At 27.2% G+C, this 14,678-nt stretch carries 14 protein-coding genes; 1 reads left to right on the forward strand and 13 read right to left on the reverse strand.

All coding sequences use genetic code 4. The features are described from left to right. Position 1: 1 nt before the first annotated feature. From argS to MENTO_RS03215, 13 genes are all read right to left on the reverse strand, one after another. Positions 2 to 1,663, reverse strand: coding sequence for an arginine--tRNA ligase (gene argS, locus MENTO_RS03155; protein ID WP_099651401.1), 1,662 nt, complete (start codon positions 1,661 to 1,663; stop codon positions 2 to 4). 50 nt (positions 1,664 to 1,713) lie between these two features. Next, complete coding sequence (gene frr / locus MENTO_RS03160; RefSeq protein WP_099651402.1) at positions 1,714 to 2,259, reverse strand: ribosome recycling factor; 546 nt, start codon at positions 2,257 to 2,259, stop codon at positions 1,714 to 1,716. Between the two features lie 11 nt (positions 2,260 to 2,270). After that, complete coding sequence (pyrH, locus tag MENTO_RS03165) at positions 2,271 to 2,987, reverse strand: UMP kinase (protein WP_099651403.1); 717 nt, start codon at positions 2,985 to 2,987, stop codon at positions 2,271 to 2,273. Positions 2,988 to 3,062: 75 nt separating this feature from the next. Continuing rightward, complete coding sequence (locus MENTO_RS03170) at positions 3,063 to 3,623, reverse strand: hypothetical protein (RefSeq protein ID WP_099651404.1); 561 nt, start codon at positions 3,621 to 3,623, stop codon at positions 3,063 to 3,065. A 2-nt stretch (positions 3,624 to 3,625) separates the two neighbouring features. After that, complete coding sequence (gene tsf, locus MENTO_RS03175) at positions 3,626 to 4,519, reverse strand: translation elongation factor Ts (protein ID WP_099651405.1); 894 nt, start codon at positions 4,517 to 4,519, stop codon at positions 3,626 to 3,628. A 34-nt stretch (positions 4,520 to 4,553) separates the two neighbouring features. Next, complete coding sequence (rpsB, locus tag MENTO_RS03180; protein WP_099651406.1) at positions 4,554 to 5,354, reverse strand: 30S ribosomal protein S2; 801 nt, start codon at positions 5,352 to 5,354, stop codon at positions 4,554 to 4,556. A gap of 196 nt (positions 5,355 to 5,550) precedes the next feature. Continuing rightward, positions 5,551 to 7,590, reverse strand: coding sequence for a hypothetical protein (locus MENTO_RS03185; protein WP_099651407.1), 2,040 nt, complete (start codon positions 7,588 to 7,590; stop codon positions 5,551 to 5,553). Between the two features lie 18 nt (positions 7,591 to 7,608). Next, the gene (locus MENTO_RS03190) at positions 7,609 to 8,517 is read right to left on the reverse strand and encodes an RluA family pseudouridine synthase (RefSeq protein ID WP_167372691.1); all 909 of its coding nucleotides are present in this window, start codon (positions 8,515 to 8,517) and stop codon (positions 7,609 to 7,611) included. Continuing rightward, positions 8,517 to 9,503, reverse strand: a complete 987-nt coding sequence (locus tag MENTO_RS03195) for a CPBP family intramembrane glutamic endopeptidase (protein ID WP_099651409.1) — start codon at positions 9,501 to 9,503, stop codon at positions 8,517 to 8,519. Before MENTO_RS03195 ends, MENTO_RS03190 begins: the two co-directional genes overlap by 1 nt. Before the next feature lie 77 nt (positions 9,504 to 9,580). Then, entirely contained in the window at positions 9,581 to 9,850 is a 270-nt protein-coding gene (locus MENTO_RS03200) for an HPr family phosphocarrier protein (protein ID WP_099651410.1), read from the reverse strand. Between the two features lie 75 nt (positions 9,851 to 9,925). Continuing rightward, positions 9,926 to 12,097: an ATP-dependent helicase gene (locus tag MENTO_RS03205; protein WP_099651411.1), complete on the reverse strand. Its 2,172-nt coding sequence runs from the start codon at positions 12,095 to 12,097 to the stop codon at positions 9,926 to 9,928. Beyond that, positions 12,090 to 12,926 carry an RDD family protein gene (locus tag MENTO_RS03210; protein WP_099651412.1) on the reverse strand — a complete coding sequence of 279 codons (837 nt, stop codon included), beginning with the start codon at positions 12,924 to 12,926 and terminating at the stop codon, positions 12,090 to 12,092. The genes MENTO_RS03205 and MENTO_RS03210 overlap by 8 nt, the downstream gene beginning before the upstream one ends. Positions 12,927 to 12,931: 5 nt before the next feature. Then, positions 12,932 to 13,891, reverse strand: a complete 960-nt coding sequence (locus MENTO_RS03215) for a glycosyltransferase (protein ID WP_099651413.1) — start codon at positions 13,889 to 13,891, stop codon at positions 12,932 to 12,934. 171 nt (positions 13,892 to 14,062) lie between these two features. Here MENTO_RS03215 and def point away from each other — a divergent pair, with 171 nt between their 5' ends. Then, positions 14,063 to 14,665, forward strand: coding sequence for a peptide deformylase (gene def / locus MENTO_RS03220; RefSeq protein ID WP_099651414.1), 603 nt, complete (start codon positions 14,063 to 14,065; stop codon positions 14,663 to 14,665). Positions 14,666 to 14,678 lie beyond the last annotated feature (13 nt).

The raw sequence follows: 14,678 nt of genomic DNA on the forward strand, positions 1-14,678 counted from the left end.
ATTACATTGTTTCTAAAGCACTAACACCAATAATAGTGAAAGCATTAGTTAATACTTGTAAAACTGCTAAAACTAATCCTAGTCTTGCTTCACTTATTGGTAAATCTTTTTCATCAAGAATTTTTGTATCTGCATAGTATGAATGGAATTGTTTACATACAGTTTGAATGTATTCACAAATTAATTGTGGCGCTCTATTTTTAGCAGCCATTTGAATTACCTGGTTAAAATTATCTAAAGTTAATAATAATTCTATTTCTTTTTTATTTGATAATAAATTTGTTTCTTCTAAATTAGCTTTAATATTTTTTTGTTCAGCTTGATTTAAAATTGAATGGCATCTTGCTGTTGCATATTGTGCATAGTAAACTGGGTTGGTTGCATTTTTTTGTTGAACTAGGTCTAAGTCTAAGTCCATATGTGAACTACTTGATTTAGATGCTAACATATATCTTAAAGCATCTTTTCCAACCATTTCCATAATATCAACTAATCAAACAGCAGTTCCTTTTCTTTTACTCATTTTGTATTCTTGACCGTCCTTGATCAATCTTACCATTTGTACCATTTCAATTTCCAAAATGTCTGGATTATGACCTAATAATTGTAAACCAGCTCTCATTCTTTGAATGTAACCATGGTGGTCCCCACCTCAAATATTAATTAGTACATCAGCTTTGGTTCTATCAATTCTGATATTATGTGTTGCTAAATCTGGAACAATGTATGTTAAGGAACCATCTTTTTTAATTAACACACGATCTTTGTCATCACCAAATTCAGTTGTTTTTAATCATAAAGCTCCATCAGCTTCATAGGTTGCATTTTTTTCCTTATATTCTTCTAAAAGTTTTTCAATTTGATTTGTATCGTACATTTCTTGTTCACTTGAATAGTGATCAATTACAACTCCAAAATCTTTTAATTGTTTTTTAATTTCAGCTAAGAAATATTCTGTAGCTTCTTTTCTAAAAATTTGATGAACTTCATCATCAGAAATTGCAGTTTCTGTAAAAGTTAAATTTTTAAATTTATCTCCATATTTTTCAATCAAAGTATTAGCTAAATCATCATAGAAAGTTCCACCATAAGTATTAACTGGTTTCTCCGCTTCAATTCCTAGTGCTCATTGATAATGAACAAAAACAGTAACAGCTAAAATATTAATTTGATTTCCTGCATCATTTGTATAATATTCAGTTTGCACTTCATAACCATCAAATTTTAAAACTTCTTCTAATACAGAACCAGTTACAGCATTTCTCGCATGCCCAACGTGTAAATATCCTGTAGGGTTTGCTGAAACATATTCAATGTTTATAATTTCATTTTTACTTTTATTTTTACCATATGCTTCTTTTAAAGTTGTTATGTTTTTAATAGCTCTTGAAAGTAATTTTGTTTTTAGTTTAATGTTAATAAAACCAGGTCCTGCTATTTCAATTTGATCATAATAATCTTTTTGCATTAATTCTTGTTTAATAGTTTCTGCTAATTGAACAGGATTTTGTTTTAGTTCTTTTGCACTCATTAAAGCAAGAGTTGTAGAAAAATGACTATCAATATTATTTTTGTTTATTTCAACAATTGGTTCCTTTGTTATATTTATTTTTTTTGCTATTGTTTTTAAGTCATCTTTAACTATATTAATTATGTTATCCATTTTGTTTCCCTTTCTAAGGAAAAAACATTTGTCGAACAAATGTTTTATCTCTATATTGACATTAATTCTTTTTCTTTAATTTTTGATATCTCATCTAATTTTTTGATATTTGAATCTGTTAATTTTTGCACGTCAGCTTCAATGCCTTTAACAACATCTTCACTAATTGATTTGTCTTTTTTAGCTGTATCAATTGAATCTCTACGAATATTTCTAATACGAACTTTAAAGTTTTCTAATTCTTTATTCATTTTTTTAACTAAATCTTTTCTAATTTCTTCTGTTAATGCAGGAATATTAATTCTTACAACTTCAGCATCAGAAATTGGATTTAAGTTTAAGTCTGATTTGTTAATTGCTGCAACAACTTCTTGAATTAAACTTTTATCTCAAGGTTTAATTACTAATAGTTGAGGTTCTGGTGTTGAGATTTGAGCAGTTTGATTAACTGGTGTTGGAGTTCCATAGTAGTTAACCATAACTTTATCTAACATTGTAGCACTTGCTCTACCTGTTCTAATTGTTTTAATGTGATCTTGTCACGCAGCAACTGTGTCTTCCATTTGTTGCTCTGCTAATAATAAAATTTCATCCATATTTATTTCTCCTATTCTTCTATGATTGTTGATTCTAAAGAACCTTCCATAACTTTAATAATGTTATTTGGTCCTTGCATGTCAAATACTTCGATTGGAAGTTTTGCGTCTTTTGCTAATGTTGCTGCTGTTAAATCCATTACACGTAATTGTTTATCAGCTATTTCACGATGAGTTAATTTTTCATAAAATTTGGCATTAGGATTTAAATTTGGGTCTGAATCATAAACTCCTTTAACTCCATTTTTTGCCATTAATACTGCATCAGCATCAATTTCGATTGCACGAATTACTGAATTAGTATCTGTTGTAAAATAAGCAAATCCTGTACCTCCAACAAAAATTGAAATGTAACCTTCATTCATTTTTAATCTAGCTCTTTTAAAGTTATAATCATCTGTCACTGTTTCAATTGGTAAAGATGAATAAACATTAACCTTGTCATAACCTAAACGTTTGATAGTTGATTCTAAAGCTAGACCATTCATAACTGTTGCTAACATTCCCATGTAATCAGCATTAATTTGTGGCATGTCAATATCAGTTCCAAGTTTACCTCTTCAGATATTTCCTCCACCAATAACAATTCCTAATTTTAATCCATTTTTTGCTAATTCAACAATTTGTTTAGCAATGTCTTCTAATTTTTCCTTGTTGTAAATTTCATTTTCGCTTTTTAAAGCTTCACCACTAAGTTTTAATAAAACTGTACTATATTTATATTTCATTTAAAATACCTCATTCATCTTATTTATTATACCCAAAAACACTAATAAAAAAAGCACTCCTAAGAATGCTTTAAACTATTTATTTCTAATTGATTTATTATGATATGCTAATGCATCTTCGCTATCAACTTTAATACCTATGATTTTTTCATCAAAGAATGATGCATCAACCATTTTTGTACTAAATTTAACTTTTTTTATTACTCTTTTACCCTGTTTATAAAAAACGAAAATATATGGTGTTCTAGTATCACTAATAATTTTAACAATGTTTTTATTATCAATTTTTTCTCCAATTAAGTTAATTGAATCTTTTGTTAATGCAACCCCATAATATGGAATGAAAAAGAATAATGAAATAACTGAACCAGCTATACAAATCATTCCAATAACTGTTGTAATTATTGCGCCTGTATTTGAGTTTAAAAGATCTGGCTTATAAATTACAGCTGTAATAATTCCCATAATTTCACTAATTGAAATTAAAGAAACTGTAATGATTGGTAAAACTAAACCATATTTTTTTGACTTAGTATCTAATTTTCTAAACTGATAGTAATAGAATGCAAGTGTTAATAATAATAGTAATGAAATACCAATTAACACAATGCTCATAATTAAAAATTTTGAACTCATAATTAGTTACCTAATTGAGCAGCTACTTCACTTGCAAAGTCAGTAACTACTTTTTCAATTCCTTCTCCAACTTCATATCTTATCATGTCAATTAAAGTTACTTTTTTAGATTCTAAAAATTGCCCTACTTTGAAACTTTCATCAACAACATATTGTTGGTCTACTAAACTAATTTCTGATAAACGTTTTGATAATTTTCCTTTTAAAATGTTTTCTAAAACATTTTCAGGTTTACCTTGTAATTTTGGATCTTCTTTAGCTTCAGCTTTAATGATGCTAAATTCTGATTCTTTAAATTCAGCAGGGATTTCTTCCATGCTTTTGTATTGTGGGCTCATTGCTGCAACGTGCATAGCTAAGTTATATGCGTCTGATGCATCAAGTGTTCCTTTAAAGTTCAATGCAACTGAAACTCTTTTGTTTGCATGGTTGTATAAAGTAGTTGTATTTCCAGCTTCTTTAGCAATTAAAGTAAATCTTCTTAATTGAATTTTTTCTCCAATTGTTGCTGTAGCATTTACTAATACTTGTTCAATTGTTTCACCTGAATTTGTTGTTAATGCTAATCCTTCTTCTAAAGTTTTTGCATCTGATGCCAATAATACATTAGCAATTTCATCAATTAAGCTGATGAATTTTTCGTTTTGAGCAACGAAGTCAGTTTCTGAGTTAACTTCAAGAATAACAACTTTTTTATTGTCTTCTTTAGCTAAAGCTACACCTTCAGCAGCTACACGGTCTGATTTTTTAGCAGCTTTTGCTAATCCGTTTTCTCTTAATCAAACGATAGCGTCATCGATGTTTCCATCTGTTGCTTCTAAAGCTTTTTTACAGTCCATCATACCAGCTTGTGTAATTTCTCTTAATTCTTTAATTAATTGTGCGTTTACAGCCATATATGTTTTCTCCTTTTGGTTTTAGTTTATTTTATTAGTTATTTGTTTTTTCAGGTCTATTTCAACTTCTGTTGTTTGAGTAGTTGTTTTCGCCTTCTGTTCTTTCACGTTTAACAACAACTGTTTTTAAAACTGAAGGTGCTAATTTTAAGTTAGCTCCATCAGCGAATGCGTCAACTAAAGCGTTGATCATAATGTTTACTGATTCTTGTAAATCATCGTTTGCAGGAATTGGTAAAGTTACGATATCTGGATCAACGTTTGTGTCACATAGTCCAATTACTGGAATGTTTAACTTGATTGCTTCTTTAACAGCAATTTCATCTGATTTAGGATCTACAACAATTAATGCAGCAGGTAATTTACGCATTTGTTTGATTCCACCTAATGATTTTTCTAAGTTAGCTTTTTCTTTTAAAATTAATATTTGTTCTTTTTTAGTTCTTAAAGCTAATTGTCCATTTTTTTCTGATTCTTCAATTTCTCATAACGCTTTGATTCTTTTTACAATTGTTTTGAAGTTTGTTAAAGTTCCACCTAATCATCTTTGGTTAACGTAGTAGTTACCTGATCTTAATGCAGCTTCCTTAACAGCTAATTTAGCTGAACGTCTTGTTCCTACGAATAAAACTTTTTCACCTTTAGCTCCGATTGATTGAACTAATTTTTCAGCTTGTCTTAATTGAATTAAAGTCTTTTCTAAGTCAATTACGTGGTTTTTTGATTTTGACCCATAAATAAATGGTGCCATTTTTGGATTTCATCTTTTTGTTTGGTGACCATATTGAACACCAGCAGCAGATAATTCATCTCTTGTTACTTCTTTGTATGCCATGTTTGTACTCCTTCTTTTTTTGTATTTGTTAGGCTTCCAAGTGATTCGAACACTACCACCCTTTTTACTAATTTGGGCACTGGGTAAATGAATTCTCACTTGTGATTGAATATCTATTAACTTTGTTAAATAATCAACTTTTAAAATTATAGCAAAAAAAGCCCAATTTTTAAAGGGCTTATTTTAAGATATAGAGTTATTTTTTACTTTTAGCATTATTTGTTGGTTTCTCGTTAGCTTTTAAAGTATAAACCTTAGGTGTATTTTTGTACTTATATCTTTTTTCAAAATAACTTTCATTGTCAATAACTTCATTGTTTTCTTCGATTTGATCATATAAAGATTTAATTATCTGATTGTTTTGGTCTGCTTCTTCTTCAGCATTTATACCAGCATCAATGAATCTAGCAATTTTAAGTTTGCTACTATTTTTTTGAACAATTTGTTTAACAATAGGCAAGTTAACTATAATGTTTAATCCAATTTTTGGTCTAAATATTAGTGGCAAAATAATACAAATCGGTAAACTTGTTATTGCTGTTATAGCTAATACACTAATAATTGTTGGAATAGATATTGCTCCAACATCAACTTTAATTTTTTCACCTACAACTTCACTAGTTATATTAATTAAAGCGAATTTACTTAATCCATAATTAATAAATATCGAAGTTGAAATAATAGGCACTAATAAAAATATAAAATTTGGTATTACATTTTTTAATGATGAATTATAAGTAATGTGTGTTCAAGTAAATGACCACAAAAAGAAATACGTGAACATTATAAATATAAGTTTAATAATATAAAAATATCTAATCATTCGTGAAATTCAATTATCTACAGTTCCTGATTTAAATGCAAAGAAATATAACAAAACCAAAGTTAAACTAGCTGTAATTAAATATCAAATAGCAATTAAGTTTAATCACTTTGTCGTTCTTTTTTCAACACCTTTTGCTTGAACTAAAACATATTGTCCTTGAACTATAATAATTGCACTTGTTGATAAGCCAAATAGAATTGAAAATTCCTGTCCTGAGAAGATATATTTCAAAGCTTGTGCTTGATAAATTGCACTAACATCAGTTTCATTAAAATCTTTTGCAATTACATTTCCAAATAAACCTGTTGCTACAAATGGAGTTAATATAGAAATCATAACAAAACTAAAAGCAGCTACAATGTATGTATAAAGTTCATAATTCGTATATGTTTTTCATTCAATTCTTCCTTCTTTTAAAATTTGAGAAACAAAATATTCTCTAAAAGAAACAATAAAATTCAACATAATGATTCTAATGTTGATACCAACAATCATATATATTGATAACATAGATGTTGTTTTAAGTCCTGATGTTCCTAAAACAACCAAAAGAATAATAATATCAGCGTTCATTAAAATATTAATTCCTAATGAAGAGAAGAATAACTTTGATGATTTTCTAACTAAGTTATGATCATTAAAATCAGAGTAAAACTTAATTCATGGGTATTTTCTTTTTACATAAAACATTATCATGAAACCACGAATAAACGGGTAAATAACAATTGGCAAAAATACTAATACAGGACTTATGTAAACACCTTTAAAGTTAATTCAACTTAATAGCGAAATGATTAACATGTAAACAATCACATCTGTAAAAAGTATAATAGCCCTTCTTAAATAATTTTGCTTATCAGCTTCAAGAACATTTTCATAAATACCAAAAATGGAAGAACTAACTACTTGTTTAAAACCAAAAAAGAAACAAACAAAACCTAGTTCTCATAAATGAATAGTAGCATTTTGAGTTGGAGCAGTTAGACCGCTTATAATATCATCACCCTGTAAAAAATGAGGAGCAAGAGCAATTTCAAGTGGATATAAAATTGAAATTAATGTTACAAATAGTAATCCACTTCAAAGTTTATTACGATACTTTCTTTTTGCTGTAGAAAAAGACTCATTTGCTGTAATTCAATCCTTTTCCATAATTGGTTTAGCCATTAAAATAACCGTAGTTACTCCAAGTGCACCTTCACAAGTACCACCGATAATAGCAACTGACATAGAAATTCTTACGAACCCGTTAAACTCAGTACCATAAGCACTCAAGATTCAATAAATCATAAGAATTTGAATAATAGTATTAGTTAAGGAAATAGCAACTCCAACTAGCGCACTTCACACACTTGTTCTTGCTGATGTCTTTAAAACAACATTATCTGTAGCTGTAGCTTCAAGTTGCATTTTTCCACCTCCTTATTCTTATCAGGTTGGTTCTATTTCTATAATTTTACCATTTAGATTTTCTAAATTTCCTTCAAATCCATTGAACACTAATTTATTAGCAAATAAGAAAATCATTTTATTATTGTTAATAATTGTTCCTGAGTATCTTGAGTCATTAATGATAGATGCTCCATAGTATTCTAAAGTAGCTCTAATTTGGTGTTTTCTACCTGTTAGAATTTGAACTTCTAATTCTGTTTGTTCATTTGTTACATCTAAACTAACAACATTAAATATTGTTGTTGCTTCTTTATAATCTGATCTAAATTCTTCGCTAAAAACTGATTTTTGAATAATAGGATCATATTTGATTCATCCTTTAGCAACTAAACTTTCAGTAACTGGAACATCAATTCTACAACGGTAATATTTTTCAATTTTATCTTTGTCTTGAATTGCTTCAACCATAATATCATGAGTTTGCTTGTTTTTGGCATACATTATCAAACCTGATGTTAATTTATCTAATCTATGAATATGACTAATTACATATGAATTTTCTTCACTTGGATTATATTGTTTTGTATCAAATAAATAATTTTTAACAATATCATCCATACTTGTTTTAACTGGTGAATGGACTTCAACATTATATGGTTTTTTAACTATTAATAAATTTGTATCTTCATAAATAACATCAATATCATAATTTGATAATTTTTTGAAATCATCTCTTAATACTGGTTTATTGTTATCATAAACTACAATTACATCGTTAGTTTTAATTAAGTAATCTTTATCCTTAATTCTTTTATTGTTAATTTTAATATCACCTTTTCTTAGTCATTTGTAAATAACTGAAAGTGGTGTTGTTTTATAGTTCTTTTTTAAGAACTTAAATAATGTTTGGTTATCATCATTTTGATTTGCAATAAATTTGTTCATTAGTTTCTCCCTGCGATCATTAAAATAAAAGTAATAAGGTTTGATCCTAAGTGAACTAATCATGTATAGGTTACATTACCTTCTGTGTAAATAAAAGTTGCTGATAAGATAATTCCTGGTATCAAATAAATATAAATGTTTTCTACATCACCCATGCCTACGTGAACCATAGCAAATGCTAGTGATGAAACTATCATTGCAAATCATTTATTACCAACCCCTGTAAAAATTGAATCTCTAAATGCTAGTTCTTCAACCATTGGTGCTACTATAACACTAAAAATGAATAGTAAAATTGAGTAAAAAACTTTGACTGTCATTGAAGAATTTTTGTAAATATCTTCAAGCGCAGATTGGTTAGCTGTTTGTGTTTCAATAAAACTTAAAGCATAAGAAGTTCCAAATAAAATTGTAGTCATTATTAAAACTATTATTAAAACTCTTTTCCATTCTTTTTTTAAAGTTAAAAAAATTCTATCTTTTAAAAAAGGCACTTTTATGAACAATATTATTCCAACAATTATCTCAGCAATTATTTGCAGTGTCACTGATACAAATTGTGCGGCAACCTTATTACCACTTAAGCCAGATAGACCTAAAATTAAAGAACCTAATATAATCACAAATAAAAATGGTAAGACAATAAAAGCATATATACCAAATGCATTTGTTCTTGTGAAAAGTTCATTATCTCTTTTATACAAGATAAAACAACCAATTGCTGAACAAATGATCTGAACTGAAACAAATACAAGATTTATAATGTTTTGAGTATCATCAATTGTGTTTGCATTTACTGTGAATTTTAAAATTATTAGAATTATTAATGGCACAAATAAAACTGAACTAGCAAATATTATTCCATCAATTAAAGGATTAAAAACATTAAACTTAAATTTAACTTCTTGTGGTAATTCATCATCAAATCTAACTTTATTAAATGTTGATTTCATAAATTTTTTAAATTTATTTATTTTTACTTTCATGTTTCTCCTTTTTATCTTTGTCTAATTAATTAAAACATATAAAAAAATTGCTTAAAGCAATTTTAATTAATTTTTTATTAACCTTCAATTAATGCTGCTGAAATCATTGCTTCTTTAATTCCTGCAACAGCTGCATCAGCATCTGAACCTTCAGCAATAATAGTAACTTCGTCACCACTTTTAATTTGCATTGATAAGATATTCATAATTGATCTTAAATTTCCAGTTTTTGATCCTGAAACAATTTTAACATCAGATTCAAATTTAGAAGCTGCAGAAATAATTGCAGTTGCTGGTCTTGCGTGTAATCCAATTTTGTCAGTAATAACTGCTGTAAATTGTGCCATTTAAATTTCCTCCTGTATTTTTTAATACATTATAATTATAACAATAAGTTTTCTTTTTTAACAATTCTTACTAAATTAATTTTTCTTTGATATAGTTGCATCATTGACTGATATAGGCATAATTCCATAACTTGAACTAAAAGCTACTTTCATAGTTTGTCCATTTATTTCAACAATTACACCATCTCCAAAAATCATATGTTCGATGATATCATTTTTTTCATAACCTATAGTTGCTTTATTTTGTACACTTGAATTTGTTTTTCCAAGGTGGCTCATGTTTGCAAATGGATTTGAACTTTTTTGATACTTACCTTCAAAGTGATATAAATCCTGATTAAACTCTTTAATGAATTTTGATGGTGCTAATTCTGATTGAGAAATAAATGAAAACTCTCCTTTTATGTATGTAATAAACACTTTTTCTTCAGCACGAGTAATAGCTACATATAATGTTCTACGTTCTTCTTCTATTTCCTTAGCAGAGTTAGCTGATAATCTTCCAGGAAAAACATCTTGATTTAATCCAACGACAAAAACAACTTTATTTTCTAAACCTTTTGCTGCATGCACTGTTAATAAAGTTACTTTTTGAGCTTCAATGTCATCTGCGTCAGAATTTAATAAAGCTTCCTCTTGCAAGTAAGAAACTATTTTTTCAGTTGAGCCTTCTTCAGGATCAGCTGGTTGATAAGATTTATCAAAATTTTCTAATTGATCATATAATGATTCAATGTAGCTTATATCTTCTTTTTTTTCTGTATCAATTAATTTTTGCATATAACCAGATTCAACAAGCATATATTGTAATGTCATTCTAATATTTTTGCTTTCTTTGTAAACATCAACAGATTTTGAAAGCACATTTCTTATTGTTGTTAAATGCTTTGAGACTTGATTAATATGCAATTCATCTTCGTTAACAATTAAATCATAAAGAGACACATTCATATCATCTGCTTTTTCTTTAAGCTTCTTAATTGTTACATCTCCAACTTTTGGAATACTTTTTAAAACTCTTTCAACAGCCTGTTGGTCTTGGGTAGCTAATGTTCTTAAGAACGCATTTGCCTCTTTAATAACTTTTCTGTCCTTGAAACGAATTCCACCAATTAATTGAAAAGGTATCTTATTATTTTGAAATTCTTTTTCAAATTCTTGTGATCATGCATTAAGCCTGTATAAAACAAAAATGTCTTTATATTCATATCCTTCACTAATTAATTCTTTAATCTTTAATGTCACATATCTTGCTTCGTCATTTCTTGTTTCGCATTCTTTAACTGTAGGTAAATCACCTGAAACATTATTTGTAAAAATATCTTTTGCCTCACGATTTTTGTTGTTATTAATAAAATCATTTGCTAAATCTAATATTTTTTGAGTTGATCTATAATTTTGATTTAGCGTAATACTTACCCCATTTGAAAAAGCTTTTGTAAAGTTTAAAATAATATCTACTTTAGCTCCTCTTCATGAATAAATAGTTTGATCTGGGTCTCCAACAACAGTTAAATTGTTTTTTTCTCTTGTTAAAAACTTAATTAAATCAAATTGTAAATCATTTGTATCTTGAAACTCATCTACCATAACATAATCGTATCTATTTCTTCATTTTTCAAGAGCTTCAGGATACTCATTGAAAAGTTTAAATACCAATACTTGTAAGTCATTAAAATCAATTGAATTTATTGTTTTCAAGTATTCTTCATACTTTTGATATATTGTTGCAATTGCTCTTTCAAGCCCACTGTAGCATTCTTCCATTGCTTCAATTGGTGAAATTAGATCATTTTTTCAATTTCCTATTCTGTAAATTATTTTCTTCTCTGTATATTTTTTTAATTCTGTTAAATTACTAAAGTGCTCATTTATTAAGCTTCTAATTATTGCAATTTGATCTCCTTGATCAATGATTAAAAAGTTTTTATTTAGTCCAATTAGTTCAAAATCTTCTCTTAAAACTCTTGAGCATCAAGCATGAAATGTTGAAATATGAGGATTACTTGTTAAATCAGGCACGATTTTTGCAACTCTATCTCGCATTTCTCTAGCTGCTTTATTTGTAAATGTAACGGCAAGTATTTTATATGGAGCCATTTTTAATTCTTCAATTAAATATGCAATTTTAGTTGTAATAACTTTAGTTTTTCCTGAACCTGCTCCTGCAACTATTCGCAATGGTTTATCTGTAATTGTTACAGCCGCCAATTGTTGTTCATTTAATTGAATTAATAAATTATTCATGGCTTTCTCCTTTTTCTTTTTGCTCAATTTGTTTTTTACTTTTCTTTTCAAGTTTTAAATTCTCAGTCAGACTTGGCTTATCAACTTGTATTGAACTGTAAAATTCTTTTTCTTCAGAATTACCAATTTGATTCAATATTTCTTCATTAAATTTACCAGGTGTTTCCTGCATAACAGATTTGGTTGAAATTTTTGGATATCTTTTTATTTGTTTTGATTTTTCTAAAACAACAATTACTTTGTTTTTCATGTCCACTGATGATTGATGATTTTTTTGAAGTTTAATTGATAATCCTACCGCTACATTTCAAATCATAAAAATTCAATAATTTAATTGATAAATAATATATCCTAAATTAAGATAAACACCATTTTTTGTTTTATCATATTTCATCATTAAGAATAAAAATAAAATATTACCTAAATATAATAAGCACCAAGGCATTATAATAAATCATAATTCGCGTTGAAATACATCTTTAAATTTTATTTTTTCATCTACCTTAAATTTCACTAGCTTTATTTTAAAAATAATTTTTCCTACTGTTTTACCCTTTAATAAATAGGGAAATAAAACAAAGTAGGAAAAATTTCATATTAAAGCTGTTGAAAAAATTATAAATAAAAATATTCAATTGCCTTCCTTAGCTTGATCTTTAAAAATATATCCTAAAATCAAAAATAATAAGGAACTAATAATTAAATCTGTAAGTCTTGCGAAAAATACTTTTCATAAACTTGGTAAATAAAATTCATTTTCCTTTAATGCATTTTTTTCTACCTTAGATAATTCATAATTTATATCAACAGTTTTTGTTACTTCTAACATAGCAACTATCCTATTTTTTTAAGTTGTTCATTAATAAAGCCATTGAAATTTTCCATTCTGATTGTGAAGTCTGGATTTGCGTTTTCTAAGAAAATTGCATTCTGCGTAGTGAATTCTTTAACTTTTCTATCAAGTTTTGTATTAACAAATAAAATAGCTTTTTTGTTAATGACAGGATTTTTAATTCTTTTTGATAAGTCCAAGAAGTTATAAGCCATACAGTAGTTAGCTGCATAGTTTAATTGATCTTTAAACTCTTTGTATGTTCCTATTCTTCTGTAGTAATTTAGAACATGAGGTCATTGGTTAACAATATCAAAGATTGAGTATTTTGGTACAGAAACTTTGTGCTTAAATAAAACATCTCCTGATAAGTAAAAGTTTCTTGAATGAGCAAGTGACATGAATAAGAATAACATGTCAAATCTAACATTTTTTTTGAAAGTAATTCTAAAGTCTTTAATAAATTTACTTCTAAATAATTTACCATATATTTCTTGTGTTATGTAAGCAAAAACTTCTTTATTTTCTTGTAAGTCATATAATCTATCTGTTTCTAATAAAGGTTGTGTTTCACCTTCAAATAAATTTGATTGTTCATATTGAACTTCAATTAAATCTATTTTGTTTTCACTTGATTCAATAATGTCTTGAACTTTTTGAACATAGTTTTCATTAATTAAATCTCCTTCTTTTAAGAATGAAACATACTCTCCACGAGCTAGTTCAATTCCATTGTTTCAATTTAGAGATTCTCCTTGACCCTTAGAATTAAAAATTAACATAATTTTATCATTTTCAATAAACTGATCTCTAACAAAATCCATAGCTTCTTTTTCTATGTTTGGTTCATCAACTATTATAATTAGCTCATATGAATCATTAGTTTGTTTTTTTAGTGTATTAATTGTTTTAAATAATTTTTCTTCTCTAGCTTGACTAGATATAATAAATGAAACTAACATTCTTTCACCTCTCTTGAATATAACTATATATATTTTACACTAAAAGGTATTTTTTTGTTATTTATTCTTTTAACTACTTATCAGTACATGCAATAATTTTTGAAATAAATTTCATATATAATATTAAAAAAGCAAAAATATAACAAATTTTTAAATTATGAAAGGAATAAAATGAGCATTAAAAATTATTTATTACAAACTGAAATACCTTCAAACAACTGACTTACAAAAGATGACAACAAAGAAATTATTAGATCTGTTTCTTCAAAAGTTGCTGATGTTAATAATTTAACTGAAGACGAAGAATTAACAATGAAAAAATTAATTGATTTTGTTGTTGCTAGTCAAGATGAAAAATTTAACTACGAAGGCAAAGAAGACTATTTAAGACCTGCTGTCGGATTAGCTGCTCCACAAATTGGAATCAATAAAGACATGTTTTACATCAGATTTAATTTACCTAATGACAAAATTGAAGAATATGCAATGATCAATACTGAATACATCGCTAAGTCTTCAAGATTAGCTGCTCTTGAAGAAGGCGAAGGTTGTTTAAGCGTTGATGAAGATAAGCACGGAATAGTTCCAAGAGCATGAATAATTTCTGTTAAAGGATTTGATTGATTAAGAAAAGAATGAGTTGAGTTAAAACTTAAAGATTACCGTTCTATTGTTTTCCAACATGAAATGGATCATAATATTGGTAATTTATACTATGATCACATAAATAATGAAGATCCTGAGTTTATTGGTGATGATTGAGTTATCCTTTAATTTGTGATAATAT

The organism is Mesoplasma entomophilum, assembly GCF_002804125.1.
In the GTDB taxonomy this organism is placed as follows: Bacteria; Bacillota_I; Bacilli_A; order Mycoplasmatales; family Mycoplasmataceae; genus Mesoplasma; species Mesoplasma entomophilum.